Annotated in this window: 23 protein-coding genes; 12 read left to right on the top strand and 11 right to left on the bottom strand. The window is 71.0% G+C overall.

Going from position 1 to position 23,901, the window contains the following annotated elements; translation table 11 throughout:
- Positions 1 to 4: 4 nt before the first annotated feature.
- From CEG14_RS08950 to CEG14_RS08940, 3 genes are read right to left on the bottom strand one after another with little or no spacing between them, the layout of a single operon-like run.
- A complete protein-coding gene (locus CEG14_RS08950) occupies positions 5 to 916 on the bottom strand; it encodes a polysaccharide deacetylase family protein (RefSeq protein ID WP_094826036.1) in 912 nt (303 codons plus the stop codon).
- 20 nt (positions 917 to 936) lie between these two features.
- The gene (locus CEG14_RS08945) at positions 937 to 1,683 is read right to left on the bottom strand and encodes an SDR family NAD(P)-dependent oxidoreductase (RefSeq protein ID WP_094826035.1); all 747 of its coding nucleotides are present in this window, start codon (positions 1,681 to 1,683) and stop codon (positions 937 to 939) included.
- Complete coding sequence (locus tag CEG14_RS08940; RefSeq protein ID WP_179280567.1) at positions 1,680 to 2,723, bottom strand: ketopantoate reductase family protein; 1,044 nt, start codon at positions 2,721 to 2,723, stop codon at positions 1,680 to 1,682. The genes CEG14_RS08945 and CEG14_RS08940 overlap by 4 nt, the downstream gene beginning before the upstream one ends.
- A gap of 142 nt (positions 2,724 to 2,865) precedes the next feature.
- On the opposite strand from CEG14_RS08940, the gene CEG14_RS08935 reads away from it, so the two are divergent.
- Positions 2,866 to 3,834 carry a LysR family transcriptional regulator gene (locus tag CEG14_RS08935; protein WP_094826033.1) on the top strand — a complete coding sequence of 323 codons (969 nt, stop codon included), beginning with the start codon at positions 2,866 to 2,868 and terminating at the stop codon, positions 3,832 to 3,834.
- 93 nt (positions 3,835 to 3,927) lie between these two features.
- Here CEG14_RS08935 and arsC read toward each other — a convergent pair whose 3' ends face one another.
- Positions 3,928 to 4,278: an arsenate reductase (glutaredoxin) gene (arsC, locus tag CEG14_RS08930; protein WP_094827461.1), complete on the bottom strand. Its 351-nt coding sequence runs from the start codon at positions 4,276 to 4,278 to the stop codon at positions 3,928 to 3,930.
- A gap of 143 nt (positions 4,279 to 4,421) precedes the next feature.
- Positions 4,422 to 5,879: a CoA transferase gene (locus tag CEG14_RS08925; protein ID WP_094826032.1), complete on the bottom strand. Its 1,458-nt coding sequence runs from the start codon at positions 5,877 to 5,879 to the stop codon at positions 4,422 to 4,424.
- Between the two features lie 360 nt (positions 5,880 to 6,239).
- On the opposite strand from CEG14_RS08925, the gene phrB reads away from it, so the two are divergent.
- Positions 6,240 to 7,670 (top strand): deoxyribodipyrimidine photo-lyase, encoded by a 1,431-nt coding sequence (gene phrB / locus CEG14_RS08920; protein ID WP_094826031.1) that lies wholly within the window; start codon positions 6,240 to 6,242, stop codon positions 7,668 to 7,670.
- A gap of 19 nt (positions 7,671 to 7,689) precedes the next feature.
- Here phrB and CEG14_RS08915 read toward each other — a convergent pair whose 3' ends face one another.
- Positions 7,690 to 8,013, bottom strand: coding sequence for a tetratricopeptide repeat protein (locus tag CEG14_RS08915; RefSeq protein ID WP_094826030.1), 324 nt, complete (start codon positions 8,011 to 8,013; stop codon positions 7,690 to 7,692).
- Positions 8,014 to 8,206: 193 nt separating this feature from the next.
- Between CEG14_RS08915 and CEG14_RS08910 the strand changes: the two genes are divergently transcribed.
- Positions 8,207 to 9,817, top strand: a complete 1,611-nt coding sequence (locus CEG14_RS08910) for a DUF1800 domain-containing protein (protein ID WP_256985617.1) — start codon at positions 8,207 to 8,209, stop codon at positions 9,815 to 9,817.
- 34 nt (positions 9,818 to 9,851) lie between these two features.
- Complete coding sequence (locus CEG14_RS08905; RefSeq protein WP_094826028.1) at positions 9,852 to 11,039, top strand: DUF1501 domain-containing protein; 1,188 nt, start codon at positions 9,852 to 9,854, stop codon at positions 11,037 to 11,039.
- 24 nt (positions 11,040 to 11,063) lie between these two features.
- Here the strand turns inward: CEG14_RS08905 and CEG14_RS08900 are convergent, their stop codons facing one another.
- Together CEG14_RS08900 and CEG14_RS08895 are read right to left on the bottom strand one after the other, a co-directional pair.
- Complete coding sequence (locus CEG14_RS08900) at positions 11,064 to 13,292, bottom strand: DUF4135 domain-containing protein (protein ID WP_179280566.1); 2,229 nt, start codon at positions 13,290 to 13,292, stop codon at positions 11,064 to 11,066.
- A 10-nt stretch (positions 13,293 to 13,302) separates the two neighbouring features.
- Entirely contained in the window at positions 13,303 to 13,764 is a 462-nt protein-coding gene (locus tag CEG14_RS08895) for a type III secretion system chaperone (RefSeq protein ID WP_179280565.1), read from the bottom strand.
- 274 nt (positions 13,765 to 14,038) lie between these two features.
- On the opposite strand from CEG14_RS08895, the gene CEG14_RS08890 reads away from it, so the two are divergent.
- Positions 14,039 to 14,536 carry a glutathione peroxidase gene (locus CEG14_RS08890; protein ID WP_094826025.1) on the top strand — a complete coding sequence of 166 codons (498 nt, stop codon included), beginning with the start codon at positions 14,039 to 14,041 and terminating at the stop codon, positions 14,534 to 14,536.
- Between the two features lie 19 nt (positions 14,537 to 14,555).
- Here CEG14_RS08890 and CEG14_RS08885 read toward each other — a convergent pair whose 3' ends face one another.
- Both CEG14_RS08885 and CEG14_RS08880 read right to left on the bottom strand, forming a co-directional pair.
- Positions 14,556 to 15,374, bottom strand: a complete 819-nt coding sequence (locus CEG14_RS08885; protein WP_094826024.1) for a hypothetical protein — start codon at positions 15,372 to 15,374, stop codon at positions 14,556 to 14,558.
- 150 nt (positions 15,375 to 15,524) lie between these two features.
- Positions 15,525 to 15,992, bottom strand: coding sequence for an Lrp/AsnC family transcriptional regulator (locus CEG14_RS08880; protein WP_094826023.1), 468 nt, complete (start codon positions 15,990 to 15,992; stop codon positions 15,525 to 15,527).
- A gap of 114 nt (positions 15,993 to 16,106) precedes the next feature.
- On the opposite strand from CEG14_RS08880, the gene CEG14_RS08875 reads away from it, so the two are divergent.
- From CEG14_RS08875 to CEG14_RS08850, 6 genes are all read left to right on the top strand, one after another.
- On the top strand, positions 16,107 to 17,048 hold the full coding sequence (locus CEG14_RS08875; protein ID WP_094826022.1) for a DMT family transporter: 942 nt from the start codon (positions 16,107 to 16,109) through the stop codon (positions 17,046 to 17,048).
- 165 nt (positions 17,049 to 17,213) lie between these two features.
- Positions 17,214 to 17,915: a glutathione binding-like protein gene (locus CEG14_RS08870; RefSeq protein ID WP_094826021.1), complete on the top strand. Its 702-nt coding sequence runs from the start codon at positions 17,214 to 17,216 to the stop codon at positions 17,913 to 17,915.
- 3 nt (positions 17,916 to 17,918) lie between these two features.
- Positions 17,919 to 18,383 (top strand): GNAT family N-acetyltransferase, encoded by a 465-nt coding sequence (locus tag CEG14_RS08865; protein WP_094826020.1) that lies wholly within the window; start codon positions 17,919 to 17,921, stop codon positions 18,381 to 18,383.
- Between the two features lie 93 nt (positions 18,384 to 18,476).
- Positions 18,477 to 18,752 (top strand): biotin--protein ligase, encoded by a 276-nt coding sequence (locus CEG14_RS08860; RefSeq protein ID WP_094826019.1) that lies wholly within the window; start codon positions 18,477 to 18,479, stop codon positions 18,750 to 18,752.
- Positions 18,749 to 19,525, top strand: a complete 777-nt coding sequence (locus CEG14_RS08855) for a lipoate--protein ligase family protein (protein WP_094826018.1) — start codon at positions 18,749 to 18,751, stop codon at positions 19,523 to 19,525. Before CEG14_RS08860 ends, CEG14_RS08855 begins: the two co-directional genes overlap by 4 nt.
- A 98-nt stretch (positions 19,526 to 19,623) precedes the next feature.
- Positions 19,624 to 20,466 (top strand): RsiV family protein, encoded by an 843-nt coding sequence (locus CEG14_RS08850; protein ID WP_094826017.1) that lies wholly within the window; start codon positions 19,624 to 19,626, stop codon positions 20,464 to 20,466.
- A gap of 105 nt (positions 20,467 to 20,571) precedes the next feature.
- On the opposite strand, the gene CEG14_RS08845 is transcribed toward CEG14_RS08850, so the two are convergent.
- Positions 20,572 to 21,861, bottom strand: a complete 1,290-nt coding sequence (locus tag CEG14_RS08845; protein ID WP_094826016.1) for a Glu/Leu/Phe/Val family dehydrogenase — start codon at positions 21,859 to 21,861, stop codon at positions 20,572 to 20,574.
- 412 nt (positions 21,862 to 22,273) lie between these two features.
- Here CEG14_RS08845 and CEG14_RS08840 point away from each other — a divergent pair, with 412 nt between their 5' ends.
- Positions 22,274 to 23,887 carry an ATP-binding cassette domain-containing protein gene (locus tag CEG14_RS08840; protein WP_094826015.1) on the top strand — a complete coding sequence of 538 codons (1,614 nt, stop codon included), beginning with the start codon at positions 22,274 to 22,276 and terminating at the stop codon, positions 23,885 to 23,887.
- Positions 23,888 to 23,901: the final 14 nt, after the last annotated feature.

Genomic DNA, 23,901 nt, shown 5'->3' with positions numbered 1-23,901 from the left:
CGTGTCAGGCCGGCGCGAACCGGCCGATGTGCGCGCTCACCTCGAACGCGTCGGCGTTCGGCGAGCTGCGGTGATACTCGGCGATCGTCATGGGCGTGGCCCACCAGACGTCGTTGCAGGCCGCGATGTGCGCGAAGAAGCGATCCAGCAGGCGCAGGCGCTGGCCGCGCCCCGAGATCCAGTCGTGCACGGTGATCATGCACAGCCCGCCCCACTGGCGCACGCCCTCGAACTCCTCGATCCAGCTCTCCAGCACGGCGTTCGGATTGGCCGGATGGGTCTTGTCGCGCGGGCCGTTGGTATAGCGGAAGTACAGCGCATCGTCGATGGTCCAGGTCACCGGCACCTGCACCAGCCCGTCGATCGTATAGGGATGGTCGAAGCCCATCAGCGAGCTGTCGTAGGCCAGGCCGGCGCGGCGCAGCGCCGCGAGACTGGCCGGCGAATGCTCGAACGACGGCGCCCGATAGCCGCGCCGCGCCTGCCCCGTCTGGGCCTGGAACACGTCGATGGAACGCTGCAGATAGTCGTCGAGCGCGGCCTCGTCGAGCCCGTCGAGGCGCTCGTGGAAATAGCCGTGGTAGCCCACCTCGTGGCCGGCGCGCAGCAGCGTGGGCAGCAGGTCCGGATAGGTGGCGGCCACCACGCCCGGCACATAGAACGCGCCCTTGATGCCCCACTTCTCGAGCAGCGCGAGGATGCGCGCCACGCCCTGGCGCGGGCCGTACCGGCGCTGCTCCAGCTCGCCCAGGCTCGTGGCCGGGCGCTCGCGCGCGGTCCAGAAGTACGGCGACTCGGCGTCGAGGTCGAGCGTGAAGGCCACGCCGCAGCGCTTGCCTTCGGGCCAGGCGTAGGCCGGGAACGAGATGCGGCGGTCTTCGTGCATGGTCACGCAGCGCGTGTCGTTGTTCGTCATGGTGATCCTCCCAGATGATTTCAGGTTTGCGCGCGCCGGTTGATGCCGCCGCCGCCATCGACCGACAGCACCTGGCCGGTGATGAAGCCGGCCGCGTCGCTGGCCAGGAACAGCACGGCGTCGGCGAGTTCGCCCGGCGCGATCGTGCGGCCCAGCGGGATCGCGCGGGCGATGCTGTCGAGGTGCGCCTGCGGCAAGGGCGCGCTGGCCGCGCCCTGCGCGATGCCCGGGCGCACGGCGTTCACACGCACGCCGTGGGGCGCGAGGCGCAACGCCAGAATGCGGGTGAGCTGCTCCAGCGCCGCCTTCGACGGGCCGTAGATCGCGCCATTGGTGCGCGCCACCTCGGCCGAGGCCGAGCTCACGTTCACCACCGCGGCGCGGATGCCGGCGGCCAGCCAGCGGCGCGCGAGCGCCTGCGTCAGGTGCAGCGGGCCGAGCAGGTTGACGTCGAGCATGCTGCGGCACAGCGCCGGCGGCGCGTCCAGCACGTCTACGAAAGGAAAGATGGCGGCGTTGTTCACCAGCACGGTCGGCAGCGCCGCGTCGTCCCAGCCCGCCACCAGCGCGTCGATCGCCGCCGCATCGCTCACGTCGAGCCGGCATTGCGGCCCCAGGTCGTCCGCGGCAGGCTCGGCCCGGTCGGCGCGGGTCACGTGCGCACCGGCGCGCACGAACGCCTGCGTCAGCTCCAGGCCGAAGTGGCCGGCGCCGCCCGTGACCAGCACGTGACTGCCCGCGAAGTCCGCCGCGATCATGTCGCTCATGCGGCCACCGCCATCAGCGCGTCGAGGTTGTCGTTGCCGAAGCCGCGCTGCCCCGCCTCCATCTCGCGGATCATGGCGATCAGCCGCTGCACCGTGGGCGTGGCCACGCCATGGGCGCGGCCATGTTTGACGATGTCGGTGATCTGCGGATCGACCTCGGTCGGGCGCTTGCGCACCGCGAGATCGCGCCACACGCCGCTGCGCGGCTTGCCCACCCAGCGGCGGCAATGATCCGCGATGCGCTGCATCTGCGCCTCGGCGGCGCCGATGCCGGCCGCGGGCGTGAACGCATCCGGCGCAAAGCCATCGAACGGCGCCGGCTCCACGCCGCTGGCGCGTGCCACGGCCACCACCTCGCTGCCCAGCGCGCGCCACAGCGGCAGGTAGCGCGGCTCGGCCAGCAGCGCCACGATGGTGTCGTTCGACATGGCGGTGGTGAACAGCATGGCGCCGATCGCGACCTTGCTCCACTTGTAGCCCATCAGCGACGGGGTCCAGCTCGCGTCCGGATCCACGTGCCGCAGGAGCGCCGCGGCGGCGCGCGAGCGGTCGGTGTCGCCGCCGTCGATCTCGCCCACCTTCAGGCTGCCCAGGCCGCCGAACTGGATGCGGCCCGGCTCCAGGTAATCGGAGGCGAAGTTCACCAGCGCGCCCATCGTGCGCGCCGCGCCCGCCAATTCCGCGATGGTGGATTCGGTCAGGCCGTTCTGCAGCGCGAGGATCCAGCCGTCGTCGCGCAGGTGCGGCAGGATGGCGGAGACCGCCGCGGCCGTGTGCTGGCCCTTCACCGACAGCATCACGCGCGACACCGGGCCGCGGAAGTCCTCGGCCAGGCAGGCCTGCATCGGCGAGCGCGTACGGGTGCCGTCGGGCCCCACGATTTCCAGGCCGCGCGCGCGCACCGCCTCGATGTGGGCGGGCACCACGTCCACCAGCACCACCGGCTGCCCGGCGTCGGCCAGGCGCGCGGCGACCACGCCGCCGATGGCGCCGCCGCCCCACACCACGATCGGATCCTGACTCTGTTCCTGCTGCTTCACTGCCCCGTACTCCCGCGTGCTTCCTGCGTCCGGCGGACGCCTCATGAACGCAGATTCTGGGAGCGCGAGACATATAATTCAAATTCCAAATTTTGACGATTACTTGCGTATTACGCATGTATTTCCCTGAGGTTCCGCCGCCATGAACTACCGCGCCTACGAAGCCCTGCACGCGTTCGTCGAAGGCGGCAGCGTCGCGCAGGCCGCGCTGCGCCTGCATCGCACGCAGCCGCAGATCAGTCGCCTGCTGGCGCAGCTCGAGGAGGAGGCCGGCTTCGAGATCCTGCGCAAGACCGGCCGGCGCCTGGAGCTCACCGACGACGGCCGCGCGTTCTACCAGCACGTCTATGGCCTGCTGCGCGCGCAGGACGCGGTGGCCGACTATGCCGAGGACATGCGCCAGGGCCGGCGCGACCGGGTGCGGGTGCTGGCCGCCAATCACATCATCGACGGACTGGCGCTCGAAGCGCTGGGCCGTTGCCGTCTGTCGCACCCGGGCTTTGCCGCGGCGCTCAACGCGCGCATGCCGGCCGAGCTGCAATGGTGGCTGGCGCAGCAGCAGTTCGACCTGGCGCTGGTGCAGCTGCCGCTGGCCCATCCGGCCATCGAGACCGAGCTGCTGTGCCAGAGCGAGATCGTGGCGGTGATGCATCCCGGCCATCCCTGCGCCGCGCAGGACGAGGTGCGCGCGCAGGACCTGCGCGCCCATCCCTACATCAGCCTGGGCCGCCGCAGCATTCTCGAGCAGCGCTGCATGGCGGCGTTCGAGAGCGCCAATGCCGGGCCGCGCACCGAGCTCGAGGTGTCGTTCAGCACGATGGCGATCCAGCTCGCCGCCATGGGCTGCGGCATTGCGCTGGCCGACCCGATGGCCGCGCTCGCGCAACGCCACCTCGACATCGTGATCAAGCGCTTTGCGCCCCGGGTGAACCTGCACTACGGCCTGGTCTATCCCAAGGTGCGGCGCCGCAGCGCCGCCACCGCGCTGCTGGTGGAGTCCTTGCGCGCATGCGCACAGGAGAAGCTGGCGCGCCTGGACGACATCCTGGGCGACGCCCCGCCGCCCCCGGCACCGCGCACGCGCCGCAAGCGCGGCGCCGCGGCCGGCTGAAGCGGGCCGCACCCGCCGCGCCGCGCCAGGCCGTTGCTCGCGCAACAAAAAGGCGGCCGCGGCCGCCTTTGCAAAGCTTGCGCGTGCAACCGCTCAGGGCAGGATTTCCTGCACGAGTTCGGCCGGCCGGCACAGGCGAGCGCCGCGCGAGGTCACCACGAACGGCCGGTTGATCAGGATGGGATTCTCGATCATGGCGTCGAGCAGGGCCTCGTCGCTGACGTCCGCGCCGTCCAGCCCGAGCTCGGCGTAGAGCGGCTCCTTGGCGCGCACGGCCTCGCGCACGCTCAGGCCGGATTGCTGGATCAGGCCGGCCAGCGTGGGGCGCGACGGCGGCGTCTTGAGATACTCGATGATCGTCGGCTCGATGCCGGCGTCACGCAGGGCCTGGAGCACGTTGCGCGAGGTGCCGCAACGCGGGTTGTGATAGATGGTGGCGGACATGGCGCACTCCTTCGTATGAAGCCGCACGGCGTCCAGCAGCGGCCGGCGCGCGCGGCGATCGACGGCCGTGCGGCGCGGCAAGCGCCGCGACCGGCAGGCCGCAATGGGTAAAGCGCAAGTCTACCGCGTGAGCGCGCGTCCGATCAGTTGAAGGGCCAGACGGTGGGATGGGTGCCGGGGGGCACCGACGGGCGGGTCCAGCGGGCCGGCGTGTCGGTGAACCGGGCGGCATGGCGCACGGCGCGCAGCGACCCGAAGCCCGAGGGTTCGGTGTCGAGCAGGCCCTCGATGTCCGGCATCGGACAGGACAGCCCGTCGGCGACCCGGCCGAGGCTGCGCAGCCAGCGCGCGGTGCGCGCCAGCGACACGCGCACGTGCCAGCTGCCGCCCTCGGTGCTCTGGCGCGCCAGCGCGGCCTGCGCGCCAAACGCCATCAGGTAGCCGCTGGCGTGATCGAGCGCCTGCACCGGCAGCGGCTTGGGCTGCGCCTGGCCGGCCGCCTGCGCCTCGGCATGGTTGAAGCCGGTGGCGGTCTGGACCAGCGAATCGAAGCCGCGCCGGTTGGCCCATGGGCCCTGCGAGCCATAGGCCGACAGCGAGACGTAGACCACGCCCGGCCGGATGCGGGCGACCTCTTCCGGGCCGAAGCCCAGCGCGGCCATGCCGCCGGGCCGATAGCCCTGCACGAACACGTGGGCGCTGCGCAGCAGATTGCCCAGCGCGATGCGGCCGTCGGCGGTTTCGAGGTCGGCATGCACCGACAGCTTGCCGCGGCTGGTGTCGATGATGTTGTCGATGTTGGGCAGGTGCGGCGAGTTGACCAGCATCACGTCGGCGCCATAGGCGGCCAGCGCACGGCCGCAGACCGGGCCCGCGATGATGCGGGTGAGGTCGAGCACGCGGATGTCCTGCAGCGGACGCGCCTCGTGGCCGTACTTGGGCAGCGGACGCGGGTCGGCATCGCCGATCCGTTCGATCGACACCAGCGGCTCGTCGGCGAGCGCCAGCGCCTGCGGGTGGACATCCCATTCCTCGAAGGTGCGCATGGCGGCGACCACCATGCCGGCGTCGGCCGCCACCTGCTCGAAGTCGAGCGCGCGCCAGCGCGTGAGCGCCTGTTCGACCGCCGCGCGCGTGCCGCCGTCGCCGGGCGCGCAGCCCAGCAGCGCCAGCGCGCCGTCGCGGTGATGGGCGAAGTTGGCATGGATGCGAATCCAGCCGCCGTCGCCGCAGGGATACAGGCCGGTGACCGGATCCCAGATGTTGGGGGCAATGCCGTTGATGGTGAAGTGGCTGCGGAACTCCTGCGCCGCATGCAGCATGTCGAGCGACACCTTCTGGCGCGGTTTGCCGCGCAGGTGCCAGAGTTCGGCGGCGGCGAGCGCCGCGGCGGCCATGCTGGCCTGGGCCGCGGTGCCCACGGCAAAGGAAGACGGCAGCACCGGCTCGGTCCCTCGCAGCACGACGTGCTCGAGCGACTCATCGGGGAGATTGGCGCCGCGCCAAATCGTCTGCAAGGCGCTCATCGCCGTCTTGCCCGTGGTAGTGGTGTGGGCCTGCCCTTTGCTGAAGGGCGAGCGCAAATCCATCAAGTGTCCCATTGCCTTGTCTTTCCAACCTTTTGCTAGCACCTGGATTACAGGACCGCGCACGGGTCCGCGTCAATAAGGCACGTCCCCAACGGTGTTTCATGGTTTGACGCGTTACGTATCGCCCGCCTCCCGGAAAACCCGCAGCGGGCCCGTCGGCGGGCCGCTGCGCCCCCGGGCGGCCGGCGCAGACCTGCGCAAAAACTGCGCGCGCAACCGTTCGCGCGTCATGTCACCTTTCGGTCACAACTGCACGCAGCTTTTACATACGCAGCCCTCGCCAGCGCGGCGGCACGCCGGTGAGGGTGCCGCGCGCGCCGCGTAGAATGCAGCACCGGGCCCACGGCCCGCCCCCAACGACGCCCTGCATTCATGACGCACACCCTGGCCTGGCTGCGCACCGATCTGCGCCTGCACGACAATCCCGCCCTGTCCGCCGCCGCTGCCGATGGCACCGTCACGGCGCTCTACATGCCGGCGCCGGGCCAGTGGCGCGCCCACGCCGAGGCGCCGGTCAAGGTGGATTTCTGGCTGCGCTGCCTGCATGCGCTCAAGAAGGAGCTGGACGAGCGCCACATCGCGCTGCGGCTGCTGCCGGTCGAGGATTGGCGCGAGAGCGCCGCCACGCTGGTGGCCTGGTGCAAGCAGCACGAGGTCCGGGCGGTGCACGCCAACGCCGAGTGGGGCATCAACGAACAGCGCCGCGATGCGATGGTGGCCGAGGCGCTCGCCGATGCCGGCATCGACTTCACGCTGCATCACGGCGGCACGCTGCTGGTGCCCGGCACCGTGCTCACCGGCAAGGGCGACACCTACAAGGTGTTCACGCCCTACGCGCGCGCCTGCCGTGCGCGGCTGCAGGGCGCCGTGCCGCAGGCGGTGCGCGCGCCGCGTGCACAGGCCCGCGCCGCACTCGCCAGCGACGCGCTGCCCGCGCATTTTCCCGGCTACGAGACCCCGCCCGAGCCGCTGCGGGCGCTGTGGCCCGCGGGCGAGGCCGCGGCGCACGACCGGCTGCGCGACTTTCTCGACGGCGAGATCGAGGCGTATCACGACGCCCGCGACTTTCCCGCCGAACGCGGCACCAGCATGCTCTCGCCCTATCTCGCGGCGGGCGTCGTGTCGGCCGCGCAGTGCCTGCGCGCCGCACTCTCGGCCAACCAGGGCGAGCTCGACAGCGGCAAGCTCGGCCCGCGCACCTGGATCACCGAGCTGCTGTGGCGCGAGTTCTACCAGCACCTGCTGGCCGCCTCGCCGGGCCTGTCGATGCACCAGCCGATGCGCCCGGAGACCGTCTATCTGCAGTGGCGCGACGCGCCCGACGACCTCGAGGCCTGGCAGATGGGCCGCACCGGCATCCCCATCGTCGACGCCGCGCAGCGCCAGCTGCTCGCCACCGGCTGGATGCACAACCGGCTGCGCATGGTCAGCGCGATGTTCCTCACCAAGAACCTGCTGATCGACTGGCGCCTGGGCGAGACCTGGTTCATGGCCCATCTGATCGACGGCGACCTCGCCGCCAACAACGGCGGCTGGCAGTGGAGCGCGTCCACCGGGGCCGACGCGGCGCCCTACTTCCGCGTGTTCAACCCGGTGTCGCAGTCACGCAAGTTCGACGCCAAGGGCGTGTTCCTGCGCCGCTGGCTGCCCGAGCTCGCCGATCTCGACAACGACAGCCTGCACGAACCCAGCGCGGCGCAGCGCCGCGCCGCCGGCTATCCCGAGGCCATCGTGGACCTGAAGTCGAGCCGGGTGCGCGCGATCGAGGCCTTCGCCGCGCTGCCGCGGGCCCTGCCGGGCTAGCGCCGGCCGCCGTGCGGCCTCAGGCGCCGGCCTTGTCGAGCCGGCGCAGAAACACGCCGATCTCCTTTTCCACCTGTTTGTCGCCGCGCGACTGCGCGGCCTGCACGCCGGCCTCCCAGGCCGCGCGCGCGCCGGCCGGGTCGTCCTGGGCGAGCAACGCGCGGCCCAGCCATTTCCAGGCCACCGAGTAGCTCGGATCGAAGGCCAGCGCGGCGCGCAGGTGCGGCACCGCCTCGGCGTGCCGCTCGTGCTCGGCCAAGGCCTTGCCCAGCGTAAAACGCAACAACATGTTGTCCTGGCCGCGCGCCAGCAGCGCCGACATGCGCTCGATCATGTCTTCCATGAATGCCTGTTCTCCTGGGTGGCGCACGGCGTGCCGCATGGGCGCGCGCCGCGCTTTGCCCCGATCATAGGCCGGCGCGCGCGTTCGACAGGGAAAGACCATGTGTGTCGGTGCGTTTCCCGACACGCATCTGGCGGAATTCTTCGGCGATAGTGCGGTCCAGAAGCTACGACATGCCCTGGATGACCCCGCCGTGAACCGCCACTATTTACCACTGCGCGCCGCCGCGCTCGCCCTCTGCGCCGCCACGCTCGCGCCCCTGCCCGCGCTGTCCGCCGAGGCCGGCCGCCCCGCCGCGGCAGGCAACGGCGGACAGCGCGCGCCGGTCGCCGCCGCGCCCGCCCGCGACGCCGCGCAGCAGCTCGCCGCGCGCGTCGACCGTCTGACCTGGGGCGCCACGCCCGCCGAGCTGGCGCGCGCGCAGGAGATGGGTTTCCCGGCCTGGCTCGACGCGCAGCTCCGGCCGGCCGCACACCCCCCCCTGCCCGCCCCCATCGCCGACGAGATCGCCGCGCTCTCCATCAGCCAGACCGACGCGCGCAAGGCGGTACTGGCCCAGCGCGCGCGCGGCGAGGAGATCAAGCAGATCCAGGATCCCAAGGACAAGCTGCAGGCGCGGCGCGACAACCGCGACTTCGGCCGCGACCGCGCCGAGGAGACCCAGGCCCGCGCCATCTGGCTGGCGCTGTACTCGCCCAACCAGTTGCAGGAGCAACTGACCTGGTTCTGGATGAATCACTTCAGCGTCTACGCCGGCAAGGCCAATGTCGGCACGGTACTGGCCGACTACGAGGACCGCACGATCCGCCAGCATGCGCTGGGCAAGTTCCGCGATCTGCTGCGCGCCACGGCGATGTCGCCCGCGATGCTGATCTACCTCGACAACATCCGCAACACCGAGGGCGGGATCAACGAGAACTATGCGCGCGAGCTGCTCGAGCTGCACACGCTGGGCGTGAACGGCGGCTACAGCCAGAAGGACGTGCAGGAACTGGCGCGCATCCTGACCGGCGTGGGCCTGAACCAGACCGACGCGCCGCTCAAGGTCAAGCCGGAGCTGCGCGACCAGGTGGTCGAACAGGGTTTGTTCGCGTTCAACCCGCAGCGGCACGACCGCGGCGACAAGACCCTGCTCGGCCAGTCCATCAAGGGCGGCGGCTGGGACGAGGTGGAACGGGCGCTCGACATGCTGGCGCGCCACCCCGCCACCGCGCGCCACGTCAGCACCAAGCTGGCGGTGTATTTCGTCTCCGACACGCCGCCCGAGGCGCTCATCGACGCGATGGTGCAGACCTGGCAACGCACCGACGGCGACATCGCGCAGGTGCTGCGCACCATGATCGCCGCGCCGGCCTTCGCGCAGTCGCTCGACCAGGGCAAGTTCAAGGATCCGACGCACTACATGTACTCGGCGCTGCGGCTGGCCTACGCCGGACGCGAGCCGATCCGCAATCCCGACGCCGTGGCGAACTGGCTCAAGCGCATGGGACAGCCGCTGTTCCAGCGTCTCACCCCCGACGGCTGGCCCATGATGCAGAGCGACTGGTCCGGCTCGGGCCAGATGACCACGCGCTTCGAGGCCGCGCGCGCGATCGCCGCGGTGCCGGCCACCTTCTACCAGCGCAAGGGCGAACCCAAGCCCGAGATCGCGCCGCTGCCGCGGCTGGCCGACGCCTACGGCGCAGGCGGCGCGGGCCCGTACGCGCGCTGGTCCGCCGCCTCGCGCCAGGCCATCACCGATACCCGCAATCTGCGCGATGCCAACACCTACGTGCTGGCCGCGCCCGAATTCATGCGGCGCTGAGGCCATCCGCCCCGCGTCCGCGACAGGAGTCCGCATGCACCGCCGAGAACTGCTCAAATGGGCCGCCGCCCTGCCCCTGACCTGGCACGCGACGCGCCTGCTGGCCGCGCCCGCCACCGACCAGCGCCTGTTGGTGGTGTTCATGCGCGGCGCCTACGACGCGGCCAACCTGCTGGTGCCGGTCAAGAGCGACTTCTACTACGAATCGCGTCCCACCATCGCCATCCCGCGCCCCGGCGAACAGCACGGCGCCATCGCGCTGACCGACGGCTGGGGGCTGCATCCCGCGCTGGAGCAGAGCCTGCTGCCGCTGTTTCGCGACAAGTCGCTGGCCTTCGTGCCCTTCGCGGGCACCGACGACACCAGCCGCAGCCACTTCGAGACGCAGAACCGCATCGAACTGGGCCGCGGTGCCGGCGCCGGCGGCGCGGCCACCTCGGGCTTTCTCAACCGGCTGGTGACCGAGCTGGGCGGCAAGCTGCCGTCGGCGGCGTTCACCGAAGACGTGCCGCAGATTTTCCGCGGCGACACGCGCGTGCCCAACATCGACCTGGGCGGCGCGGGCGGCAAGTCGCGCCTGAACGACGAGCGCAACCGCGCGATCGCGCAGATGTATGCCGGCACCGAGCTCGACGCCTCGGTGCGCGAGGGCATGCAGGTGATGGGCGACACGCGCCAGGCCCTGGCGCAGGAGCTCAAGGAGGCCAACGGCAAGTCGGTGTCCACCGAAAAGCTCGAACAGGAGGCGCGCCGCATCGGCCGCTTCATGGCCGAGCGCTACAACGTGGGCTTCGTCGACGTTGGCGGCTGGGACACGCACGTGGGCCAGGGCGGCGCGCAGGGCGTGCTCGCCACCAAGCTGGGCCAGCTCGGCCGCGCGCTGGCGGCCTACGCCGACGCGATGGGGCCGGCCTGGAAGAACACCACCGTGGTGGTCATCAGCGAGTTCGGCCGCACCTTCCGCGAAAACGGCAACAAGGGCACCGACCACGGCCATGGCTCGGTCTACTGGGTGCTGGGCGGCAACGTGCGCGGCGGCCGCATCGCCGGCCGCCAGGTCGAGGTGAACCAGAAAAACCTGTTCCAGGACCGCGACTATCCGGTGCTCAACGACTATCGCGCGGTCTTCGGCGGCCTGTTCGAAAAGCTGTACGGCCTGGACGCGGCGCGCGTGGCGCGCATCTTTCCCGGCGTCAAGCCGCTCGACCTGCAACTGGTGTGAGGCCGGCCGTCGAACTGGGCCGGGCTACGGCGCAAAGCGTGCCGCCTGGCGCGGATCGGCATACAGCGCGTCGATCAGCGCCAGCGTGGGTGAGTCGATGTACTGCGCAAACGAATCGATTGCGTAGCGCTCCGACACGCTCGGTCCCCGCAATTGCATCCACTGTTCGACCGCCGACTCGATCCGCGCCAGGGTCGCCGGCGTCAGTCCGGCCAGCGTGGTCGCGAACGCCTGCGGCGCGGCGGTCAGATCCTGCGGAAAGTAGTCGGTCGAGCGACCCGCCGGCGTGTCCCAGGCCAGCGGCGCGGCCCCGTCCGGACGCAGGCTGGTTTCGTTCACCACACGGCTGAAGTAAGGCACGTCCAGCACGCCCAGCGCCTGGGTCATCGCGCGCTGCAGGGCCTGCTTCGCCTCCCCGTCGCACTCGTCGAGCGCCTGCACCAGGGTGTCGAGCTGCGCATTGCCGAGTCGCCCCTCGAATGCATCGCAGGCATCGCCCAGATCGCGCTGCGAGAAGCCGGTTTGCAGCAGATCCCCGAGCGCCAGGCGCTGATCGGACGTCTGGATCGGGTGATGCCGCACCTGGAAGTCGCCCGCGTTCTGCACGAAGTCAAGATACTCGTTGCGCGCGTTCTGCGCCTTCTGCAGGGCCGCGAGTCCGTCGCGCATGCCGCGCGCCACGTCCGCCGCGTACGTCTGCGAGAACGCGGGCGTCATCGGCTGCATGTGGCGGCCCAGCGGGTCGGCGACGCGCGCATCCAGCGGCCGCAGGTTGCGGTTGTCGGTGATCACGCCGGTGGTCGCGTCCCGGATGGCGAGCACGCTTTCCACCACGTCGGTGAGCCCGGGCGCCGGCATGAAGGCGTTGTCGTGCACGTGATGCGTGGGCAACAGCGAGTTCGTGTCGGTCGAGAGCTCGAAGATCTTCTCGAGCTGCATGCCCTTCATCAGGCGGTCGAGGGCGTCGCGCAAGGCCGCGTCGGCAGCCTCCCCGCCCGGCTGCGCCGCTGCCGCCAGCGCCTGGGCCAGCGGGGTGAACGTGCGCCCCGAGAGTGCGAATTCCAGGTCGCTGAAGTGCGGCAGGCCGCCGCTCACGATCATGTTCTCGTGATGGATGTCGCGCGCGCCCGCGACCATCAGCGCCGCGAAGGCGCGGCCGAGCTGCGTGTGGAACGCGGGTGCCTGCGTCGAGTCGATGAGATGGTCGGCCACCGTGCCATGCGGCAGGTGCTGGACATAGCCATAGTGCGTGCCGTCCGCGGCCACGCGCGGCAGGAACCGATAAGTGATGCCCTGCGCACCGGCCTGTGCCATGAGGCTGCGGCGACCGGACGCGAGCTCGCTGCCGGAGATCGCCTCGTCGATCCGGACGTCGCGCGGCTTGTAGACCGCTCGCGTATCGCCGAGCGCCAGGATCGCGACGCGATTGCCGCCCTTGTGCGGGTCGCTGTCGGTGAGCCGCAGCGCGGTCAGGCCGGCGGGCTGGTGGCCCCCGTTGCCGAAACGGGCATGCAGGTCGGGCAGATCCTGTTGCACCCGGTCGAGGAGGGTCGAGACGCTGCCGCGAAAACCGGTTGCCTCCAGCCCCAGGCACACGTCCAGGCCCGGGACGCGCGCGATGAGCTCGTCATAGCTGGCGATTTCGGCCACGATGTCCGAGACGGCGCGCGCATCGAAGGCAGGGTCCCATTGCGCCATCGCGCGCAGCAGATGATTCTCGAAGCGCGCCGCCAGCCCCGCGCCCAGCGAGGCGAGCAGCGTCTTCGCCGGCGTCGCGTCCAACGCCAGCACGTGTGCAAGCAGGGGCTGCAGCGCGTCGCGCAGGGGTGCCTGCAACAGCACGCCGTGCGCGCCCTGCGGCAACGCCACGTCCGCCATCACGAAGTCCATGGCACGCGCGATCTCCGCCGGCGAGGCAGCGGGGGCGCCGGCTCGCGCAAACGCGGCGGTCTTCTCCGCCTGACGTGCATCGGCGAACGTGACGGCGTCCAGGATGCGCTGCGCGCTGAGTGCGGTGGCCGGGGCCGCGTTCAGCGCCGCGTCGGCGACGTGCGCGCCGTAGCGCGCGGCCAGCGCGTCGCGAAACGTCTGCACCGCCACCTGGTCGGTCTCGGCGGTGGCGGGCGCGGCCGCGCGGAAACTGAATCCCAGCCACGACGCGTTCCAACGCTGCACCGTATCCACATTGATGTGGCTTTCGCCAGCGTGCGCGGTCGCGTAGGCCTGGAAGACATTGAGGTCGATGTTCGGCATGTCGCGCTCCTTATGCCCGCAGCCAGACGGCATCGGCGTCCGCTGCCGGCGCGCGCGCCACGGGCGCATCCGCCGCCGCGACCACGGTGCGCCAGGCCAGCGCCTGCTCGATGACGCGCGTGAACCAGGGCTCGAACACGTCCATGGTCAGGCCTTCCAGCGGCAGCCGCGCGCTTATCAGGGCGGTGTCTTCGGCCCGGTTCACGCCCAGCACGCACGGTCCCGCCCCGGCGCCGTTGGCTTGCAGCAGCCTGCCATAGAGCGCCAGGCGACCGGCGGCCGGGATGCGTCCCAATTGGGCGAACACGACCAGCAGCGACCCCGTGGGCTCGGCGGCCAGGTTGAGCACCAGGCCATCCTCGACCACCAGGGTGCAGATGCCGTCGTCGGACAGCGGCAGCGCCGGCTGACCCAGCGCGGCGGCGATCTGGTCGATCATGCGGGAAAACGCGGTGGGTACGGGCAGGCTCATGACGCAGCTCCAGGCGGGTCGATCGGAGACGGCCTCGCGGACCGGCGGCGCTTCATGGCCCATCCGGCAAGGCGCCTGACCCGGGTTCAGTAACCGCGCGGCGCGCAAGGTTCCCTTCCCTGCCCCCCGTGCCCGCCCACCGGCCGCGCAGCGCGGCGCGCGCGATCGCCGGCATTACCCCCTGCGCCCCCAGCGGGGCTACACTGGGCCCCGATACGGCACGTCCACCGGCCCGCCCCAGGCGGCGGGCGCATCACCCCACGCAGGAGAAACCATGGCCACGCTTTACGAATTCACCGCCCGCGACCTCGACGGCAACGATGTGGGCCTCGACCGCTGGCGCGGACAGGTCGTGCTGGTGGTGAACGTGGCCTCGCAGTGCGGCTTCACGCCGCAGTACTCCGGGCTGGACGACCTGTTCCAGAGCTACAAGGATCGCGGCTTCGCGGTGCTAGGTTTCCCGTGCAATCAGTTCGGCCACCAGGAGCCGGGCGACGAACAGGCGATCCGCCAGTTCTGCGAAACCCAATACGGCATCGGCTTTCCGCTGTTCGCCAAGATCGACGTCAACGGCGCCGATGCGCATCCGCTGTATCGCTGGCTGAAGGAACAGAAGCCCGGCCTGCTCGGCACCGAGGCCATCAAATGGAACTTCACCAAGTTCCTGGTCGGGCGCGACGGGCAGGTGATCAAGCGCTACGCGCCGACCGATACCCCGGCCTCGCTGCGCGGCGACATCGAAGCCGCGCTGGACGCCCCCATCCCCGACTGAACCGCGCCGTGCCGCCGGCTCATTCCGGCGGCAGGCTGTCGCGCGACCGCAGGCTGTCGGGCCGCGCGTAGCCCGCGTCCTGGTGGCGCATCACGAACGGCACCTGCCGCGTGGTGTCCACCACGTCCCGGCACTCGCCCTCCGCCGTCACCGCCATCTCGCGCCGGCTCCGCTGATCGCGCAGGTCCAGCGCGTTCCAGCCGTCCGGCTGGCGGCGGCCCACGGCCAGCATCACGTAGTGCTCCTCGATCCAGCCCTGGCACCGGCCGTCCCATTCGCCGCGTTCCTGGTCCACGACCAGCCCGTCGAGCACCGGCAACAGCGCCTCGCCCTGCGGCAGGAACAGCCGCAGGCTGGTTTCCGAGTACGGGTTGGTGCGCGACATCGCGCGGCGCGTGATGCGCACGCCGAAGGCGCGCTCCCCGGGCCGCACCTCGTAGGCCGCCGTGTCGAGCGCCAGCGCGCTGATCATGATGGTGTCTTCCGACAGCACGCCGGTCATGAGGTGTCGCGCCCGCACCTCGAAGCCCTTGCGATCGAGCAGCAGCACGTCGAGATCGGCGTCGCGCCGGCCGTTGGGCGCGAAATCGGCCACGATGGGCACCAGCGCCACGATCAGGTCCGGGTATGACGGCCACGCGCGGCACACCACGTCGAGCGCGCCGTCGCCCTTGAGCGAGATCATGGAGCCGGCCACCATCTCGACCTTGTCGTCATGGGGCGCGTAGGCCTCGGGATAGGCCGCCCGCACGATGCGCGCCGCGTCCGGACACGCCACCTCCCGCGCCTGCGCGGCGGCGCCGAACGCGCACAATGCCAGGCAGGCCAACACACGCATGCAAGCTTTCATGGAATCGGAACGGCACGAGGCCCGCTGATCAGGTTGCGCGATTGTGTCACGCGGCGTGCGGCGCGATGTCGCAGCGCCTGCCGCATTCGTAACGAGGTTTGGCAGTGCGTGGCGCGCGCGCGCCGGGCTGCGCAGGGCTCACCGCAGGGGCGGCAGGCGGCGCGTGATCGGCGAGGTCTTGACGATGGCCGTGTTGGTTTCGGCAAACTCGGTCACGCGCTCGAGGATCGCGTCGAGCTCGCTGATGGAGCGCAGCACCAGGCGCGCAATGAAGCAGTCGTCGCCGGTCACCTTGTCGCACTCGATGAAGGAATCGATCTCCGTGATGAGCCGTTCGACGCGCTGCAACTGCCCCGGCAAGGGCCGGATGCGCACGATGGCGGTGAGCGCATAGCCCAGCGCGGCCGCATCGAGCTCCACCGTGTAGCGGCGGATCACGCCGGTCTCCTCGAGCCGGCGCAGCCGGTCGGCGACGCTGGGCGCCGACATCCCCACCTGGCGCGCCAGGTCGGCCACCGAGGTGCGCGCATGGCCGGTCAGGGCCTGCACCAGGCGGCGGTCGATGCCATCCAGGACGGGATCTTCATTTTCAAGGCCAGCAGACATAATCAGCTCCAAAACCGAGGCCAGAAGGCCGTATATGACGATGATTATGCCTGCAATCCGGCGCTGCCGGCTGGGATAATTTTCTCCATACCAACCGCTCCCCGGAGGCGCATCATGCGCACCCTCTCCCCCTCGTTTTCCGCCCCCGGCGCCGACCGCGCCGGCCTCTGGCAGATGGCCGCCGCCATGTCGATCTCGGGCACCATCGGCCTGTTCGTGATCGAATCGGGCCAGTCGCCCTGGAACGTCGTGTGGCTGCGCTGCGTGTTCGGCGCGCTGGGCCTGGCGCTGTATGGCTGGCGCGCGGGCCTGCTGCGCCAGACCGGCTTCACGCGCCGCACCCTCCTGCTGGCCCTGGCCGCGGGCGCGGCGCTGGTGCTCAACTGGGTGTTGCTGTTCTCGGCGTATCGGCACGCCTCGATCTCGCTCGCCACCGCCGTCTACAACGTGCAGCCCTTCCTGCTGATCGGGCTGGGCGCGCTGGTGCTGGGCGAGCGGCCGGGGCTGGCGCGGGTCGCCTGGAGCGTGCTGGCCTTCGCCGGCCTGCTGCTGGTGCTGCCCTGGCACGGCGATCCGGTGGCGCGCCACGAACTGCTGCTGGGCCTCGGGCTGGGCCTGGGCGCGGCGCTGCTGTATTCGTTCACCGCGCTGATCGTGAAGCAGTTGCGCGCCATCCGGCCGCAGGTGCTGGCGCTGGTGCAGGTGACGCTGGGCGCGGTGCTGCTGCTGCCCATGGTCGATTTCGGCGCGCTGCCCGCCGCGCCCGGCCCGTGGGGCTGGCTGGTGGCGCTCGGCCTGGTGCACACCACGCTGATGTACATCCTGATGTACAGCGCCATCCAGAAGCTGCCCACGACCTCGGTGGCCGCCCTGTCGTTCATCTATCCGGCCGTGGCCATCCTGGTCGACTTCGCGGCGTTCGGCCAGCGGCTCGACGCGCAACAGTGGCTGGGCGTGGCCGCGATCTTCGTGGCGGTGGCGGGCGTGAGCCTGGCGCCCGCACGCCGCCTCGTGCCGTCCGCGCCCACGGCGGCGCCGCAGCGCCCGGCCGCCTGAGCGCCAGCCCGGCGCCGCGCAAGCGGCGTCGCGACGCCACCCCTTCGGCGCCCCGCCCGCGCATGCCCGCGTCCGGCGCAGGGCCATGGCCGGGCGGGAGGCGCGGGCGCGATTATGATGGGCCATCGCGGCCGCCCGCCCCGGCGCCGCCCCTCGAGGACGCCCATGATCGACCTTCATTACTGGACCACGCCCAACGGCCACAAGATCACCATCTACCTCGAAGAGACCGGGCTGCCGTACACGGTGCACCCGGTCAACATCAGCAAGGGCGAGCAGTTCCAGCCCGACTTCCTGCGCATCGCGCCCAACAACCGCATCCCGGCCATCGTCGACCGCGACCCGGCCGATGGCGGCGCCCCGATCCCGCTGTTCGAGTCCGGCGCGATCCTGCTCTACCTGGCCGAAAAGACGGGCCAGCTGCTGCCCGCCGACCTGCGCGGCCGCGCCGACGTACTGCAGTGGCTGTTCTGGCAGATGGGCGGGCTGGGCCCGATGGCGGGCCAGAACCACCATTTCTCGGGTTATGCGCCGGAGCGCATTCCCTACGCGATCGATCGCTACGTCAACGAAACCAACCGCCTCTATGGCGTGCTCGACCGGCGTCTGGCCGACCGCGACTACGTGGCGGGCGACTATTCGATCGCCGACATCGCGGCCTATCCCTGGATCGTGCCGCACGAGAAGCAGGGGCAGGACCTCGCCGACTTCCCGCATCTCAAGCGCTGGTTCGACCGCATCGCGGCCCGTCCCGCGGTGCAGCGCGCCTATGCCCTGGCCGGCACGATCAACACCCAGCCCTCGGTGCAGACCGAGGAATCGCGCCGTGTCCTGTTCGGCCAGACGGCCACCAACCTGCCCCGCTGAACCATGACCGATCCGCTCCTGCAGTTTCGCCGCGCCGACGGCGCCGACCTCCCCGCCATCATCGGCCTGCTGGCCGACGACACGCTGGGCCAGACGCGCGAGGACGCGCGCATGCCGCCCAACGAGCACTACCGGCGCGCCTTCGACGCCATCGCGCGCGATCCCAACCAGCTGCTGGCCGTGGCCGAGCGCGAGGGCCGCGTGGTGGGCTGCCTGCAGCTCAGCTTCATCCCCGGCCTGTCGCGCCAGGGCATGTGGCGCGGCCTGATCGAAAGCGTGCGCGTGGCCGCCGACCAGCGCGGCGCCGGCACGGGCCGCGCGCTGTTCGAGTGGGCCATCGCGCAATGCCGCGAACGCGGCTGCGGCCTGGTCCAGCTCACCACCGACAAGCGCCGCGCCGACGCGCAGCGCTTCTACGTGTCGCTGGGATTCGTCGCGACCCATGAAGGCATGAAGCTGGAACTGTAGAATCCGGCATCGGGCGCTTGCGCCCGCAACGATCACGCGAAACACACGAAACGCCGGCCCGCGCGCCGGCGCGCAGCAACAGGAGCCCGTGCCATGCATGGCGAATACAAGGTACCCGGCGGCAAGCTGGTGGTGGTGGACCTGGCGGTCGATGGCGGCCGCCTGAGCGACGTGCGCCTCTCCGGCGATTTCTTTCTCGAGCCGCCCGAGGCGCTCGACGCCATCAACCGCGGCCTGAACGGCCTGCCGGCCGACGCCAGCGATGCCGCCATCGCGCAGGCCGTCACGCGCGCCCTGCCCGCCAATGCGGAGCTGTTCGGCTTCTCGGCCGAAGCGGTGGCCGTGGTCGTGCGGAGGGCACTTGCATGAGCCACACCGCCTGGAGCGACTACGACTGGCAGCTGATCCACCCGGGCCCGCTGGCCCCGGCGCTGCACATGGCGCTCGACGCCGTGATCACCGACGAGGTGGGCGCCGGCCTGCGCCCGCCCACGCTGCGCATCTGGGAATGGGCCGCGCCCGCCGTGGTGATCGGACGCTTCCAGTCGCTCAGGAACGAAGTCGACCCCGACGGCGCGCAGCGCCACGGCGTGACCGTGGTGCGCCGCGTGAGCGGCGGCGGCGCGATGTTCGTCGAGCCCGGCAACACCATCACCTATTCGCTGTCGGTGCCCGAGGCGCTGGTGCGCGGCATGAGCTTCCAGGCATCCTACGAATTCCTCGACAGCTGGGTCATCAAGGCGCTGCATGATCTGGGCATCAAGGCCTGGTATCAACCGCTCAACGACATCACCTCCGAAGGCGGCAAGATCGGCGGCGCCGCGCAGGCACGCCGCGCCAAGGCCGTGCTGCATCACGTCACGATGTCGTACGACATCGACGCCGACAAGATGGTGGAGGTGCTGCGCATCGGCCGCGAAAAGCTGTCCGACAAGGGCACGACCAGCGCCAAGAAGCGCGTCGACCCGCTGCGCAGCCAGACCGGCCTGGCGCGGGACGTTATCATCGAGCGCATGCTGCAGACCTTCGGCAGCATGTGCCGCCTGGCGCCCGCCACGCTGTCGGCCGAGACCCTGGCGCGTGCCGAGCAGCAGGTGCGGGAGAAGTTCGGCACCGACGAATGGCTGGGCCTGGTTCCCTGAACTTCGCGCCGCGTCCGCTGTCTGTCCCAGGGTCGGGTTGCGCGGCGCTCGCGCCGCGCCTGGCAGGTCGTTCCCTATACGCAAGGAGTCGTCGTTACATGGCTGGTTCGCTTTCCCTCACCTCGTGGCGCACGCTGGCCGCCGCCACCGCGCTGGCCGCGCTCGCCGGTTGCGCCAGCGCACCGCCCGCCGACATCACGCTCGCACCGGGCGCGTCGCCCGCGGCGAGCGGCGGCGCCAGCCCGCCGGCCAATGGCCGCGCGGTGCAGGTCGGCAACCTGCGCACCGAGCGGATCGAGTGGAAAGGCGTCAAGCCCGAATGCAGCGGCGAATGCCCCACGATCGAGATCGACAGCGTGTCCTTCCCGGACATCCCGCAGCTGTCCAAGCTGGTCGACCGCGTGCTCGCCAGCCTGACCGGCGTGGACGAGAACCTGCGCGGCCAGTACCAGTCGCTGTCGGAATACGTGCAGTATTTCTGGCGCAATGCGCAGGGCCGCGACGCCACCTACTTCAAGGCGCAGGTGCGCGACGTGCAGGCCGGCGTGATCGCGGTCGAGCTGCACACCGTGCAGAACTTCACCGGCGCGGCCCATGGCATCCCGGCCACCGTGTTCCTCAACTGGCAGCTCTCGTCGAACACCGTGCTGCCGCTCGAGGCGGTGCTGATCGCCGGCCGCAAGGCCGAATTCGATGCGCTGCTCAAGGCCGCGCACCAGCGCTGGCTCGCGACCAACGAAGACGCGCAGCGCGACCGCGCCGCCTACGACCGCATGTGGCCGTTCCAGCCGAGCGAGAACTTCGCCCTCACCGAAAAGGGCCTGGTCATCAAGTACGACGCCTACTCGATCGCGCCGTACTCGCACGGCGAGCCCGAGCTGCTGATTCCCTACGATCAGCTGCGTGGCGTGCTCAAGCCGGAGTTCCTGCCGCGCGCGTGAGGCCGCGCGACGGCCGCACCCGGCAAAAAGCCCACGGCACGCCGTGGGCTTTTCGTTGTCTGCCTCCGGCGCCCCGCGGGCGGGGCGCCATCCTCTTTCGGGATATCAGGGGTAGAGACCGCGCACCTGGCGCGCCTGCAGGATGCGGGTGCAGGCGACCACGAAGGCGGCCGTGCGCAGCGTGATGTTGTGCTCGCGCGCCACCTGCGACACCGCCGAGTAGGCTTCGCGCATCAGGCGTTCGAGGCGCTGGTTGATCTCGTCTTCGCTCCAGAAGAAGCTCGAGAAATCCTGCACCCATTCGAAGTAGCTCACGGTCACGCCGCCGGCGTTGGCCAGCACGTCGGGCACGACGTACACCCCCTTGTCGCGCAGGATGTCGTCGGCGTCCGGGGTCGTCGGGCCGTTGGCGCCTTCCACCACGATCTTGGCGCGCACCGACGCGGCGTTGGCCTTGGTGATCTGGCCTTCGAGCGCGGCCGGGATCAGGAAGTCGGTCTCGAGGTGCCAGAAGGTGGCGGCGTCGATCGTTTCGGCTTCCTTGAAGCCGCCCACGCCGCCGGTGCTGGACACGTGCGCCAGCAGGCGGTGCACGTCGAGGCCGTTGGCGTTGTGGATGGTGCCAGTGTGGTCCTGCGCCGCGATGACCTTGGCGCCGGCTTCATGGAACAGGCGGGCAGCGGTGCCGCCCACGTTGCCGAAGCCCTGCACCACGACCTTGGCGCCCTCGATGGCGATGCCCTGGTCGCGAGCGGCTTCGCACGCCACCACGTACACGCCGCGGCCGGTCGCCTCGACACGGCCCAGGCTGCCGCCCAGCGCGATCGGCTTGCCGGTCACCACGCCGGTGGCGGTGGCGCCTTCGTTCATCGAATACGTGTCCATCATCCAGGCCATGGTCTGGGCGTTGGTGTTCACGTCGGGCGCGGGAATGTCCTTGGACGGGCCGATGATCACGCCGATTTCGGACGTGTAGCGGCGCGTCATGCGTTCGAGTTCGGATTGCGACAGGTTGCGCGGATCGACACGGATGCCGCCCTTGGCGCCGCCGTACGGCAGGTTCACCGCGGCGTTCTTGATCGACATCCAGGCCGACAGCGCCATCACTTCCGAGAGGGTGACGTCCTGGTGGAAGCGCACGCCGCCCTTGCCGGGGCCGCGCGAGGTGTTGTGCTGGACGCGGTAGCCCTCGAAGTGGGCGATCGTGCCGTTATCGAGCTCGATCGGCACGTCGACGATCAGCGCGCGCTTCGGGCGCTTGAGCGTCTCCACCCAGCGGGCCAGCGAACCCAGGTAGGGCGTTACGCGGTCGACCTGCTGCAGGTAGATGCCCCAGGGACCGAGGTGCTGGGGGTCGAGATACGAAGGCAAGGCATGGGCGGGTTGTTGCGACATTTTGAGCGACGCTCCTCACTGAATTTGCGCCATTTTACGAACAAAAATACTGCGTCCCCCATTTAAATAAAAATATATTTAATGGGGACGCATGCAAGCACACTCCGTCCGACGGGCCCCTGCCCGCGCCCTCCCCGATGCCGGCCTGAGTCGGCGCGGTCTGCCCTCGCCCGGTCGGGCCGGGCGTTCTGGCAGCCATGCTAAGCCGCGCGCGGACCGCCGTCCACCCCCAAGTCGCTCCGGGGACGAGGCGCGGCGGTCTGGCCGGCGGCGTGGACCCGGCCTACAATGTCAGCCTCTCTACACGAGGCCGTTCCTCCCATGCGCCATTGATGCCGCCGTCGCCAGACGGCTCCGAAACCCCGCCCTGCCCGGCTCGCGGCAGGCCTTCGGCATCCCTGGACGCTCCCTGATGACATCTACGCACTTGACGCTTTCCGGCGTCTCCTATGCGCTGCCCGACGGCCGCGCGCTGTTCTCCGAACTCGACTTCCAATTCGACGGCCGGCCCACCGGCCTGGTCGGCGCCAATGGCGTCGGCAAGACGGTGCTGGCGCGCCTGCTCGCCGGCGAACTCGCGCCCACCCGCGGCCTGTGCCGGCGCGACGGACCGGTGCGCTACCTGGCGCAGCAGGTGCGTCCGGCGCCGGGCGAGCGCGTGGCGGACCTGATGGGCTGGGGTGGCACGCTCGATGCCCTGCTCCGCATCGAGGCCGGCACGGGCTCGCCGGCCGACTTCGAGCGGGTCGGGCCGCATTGGGATCTGCGCGCACGCCTGCGCGCCGCCCTGACGCGCGCCGGCCTGGGCGGGCGCGACCTGCTCGCCCCGGCGGCAACGCTGAGCGGCGGCGAGGCCATGCGCGCGGCGCTGGCGGGCGCGCTCGCCGCCGACGCCGCCTTCCTGATCCTGGACGAGCCCAGCAATCACCTCGACCGCGACCATCGGGCCGCGCTGCTGGACCAGCTCGCGCACTGGCCGCGCGGCCTGCTCGTGATCAGCCACGACCGCATGCTGCTGGACCGCATGGCACGCATCGTGGAACTGTCGCCGCAGGGCCTGCGCGCCTACGGCGGCGATTTCACCTTCTATCGCGCGGCACGCGACGACGAGCGGGCCCAGGCCGATCAGGCCCTGGCCCGCGCGCGCCACGACCGCCAGCTCACCGAGCGGCGGTTGCGCGCGCAACAGGAACGCCAGGCGCAGCGCACGGCCCGCGGCAGGCGGCTGGGCCACGAGGCCAACCAGGCCCGCATCCTGCTGGATCGCCAGAAGGGCCGCAGCGAATCGACCGAGGGGCGCCTCGCGCGCCAGCATGCCGAGACGCGCGCCCGCCTGGCGGCGCAGGTGCGCGACGCCGCCGGGCGGGCGGCGGGGTCGGCCGGCATCAGTGTGCACGCCCTGCCCGCGGCGCCACCCGGCGACCGCGTGCTGGCCACGCTCGACGCGGTGGTGCTGCCCCATGTGCAGGGGCCGACGCGCGAGCTCAGCCTGGCGTTCGGGGCGCGTCAGCGCATCGGCCTGGTCGGCGCCAACGGCCGCGGCAAATCGACGCTGATGAAAGTGCTGGGCGGCCAGCTCGCGCCGCGCGCCGGCACGCTCACGCGTGCCGCGCCGGCGCACTATCTGGACCAGCGATTGGGCGGCCTGGACCCAGCGCGCAGCGCGCTGGCGCAACTGCGGCAATGCGCCCCCGGGGCGCGCGAGGACGCGCTGCGCACGCGCCTGGTGCACCTCGGCCTGGATGCGGCGCGCGCGCTCGCGCCGTGCGGCCAGTTGAGCGGCGGCGAGCAGCTCAAGGCCGCGCTGGCCTGCGCGCTCTACGCCGAGCCGGCGCCCGCATGGCTGCTGCTCGACGAGCCCGGCAACCATCTCGACCTGCCCTCGCTGGCGGCGCTGGAGTCGGCGCTCCTGCAGTATCGCGGCGCACTGATGGTGGCCTCGCACGACGAGGCCTTGTTGCAGGCGCTGGACCTCAGCCACCGGCTCGAGGCCACGGACGCGGGCTGGCGTTTCGGCCCGTGGTGACGGCCCGGCGCTAC

Origin of the sequence: Bordetella genomosp. 1 (assembly GCF_002261335.1) — a bacterium.
GTDB lineage: Bacteria > Pseudomonadota > Gammaproteobacteria > Burkholderiales > Burkholderiaceae_B > Bordetella.
Note: the sequence above shows the minus strand (reverse complement) of the source record. Positions and strands in the feature narration are given on the sequence as shown.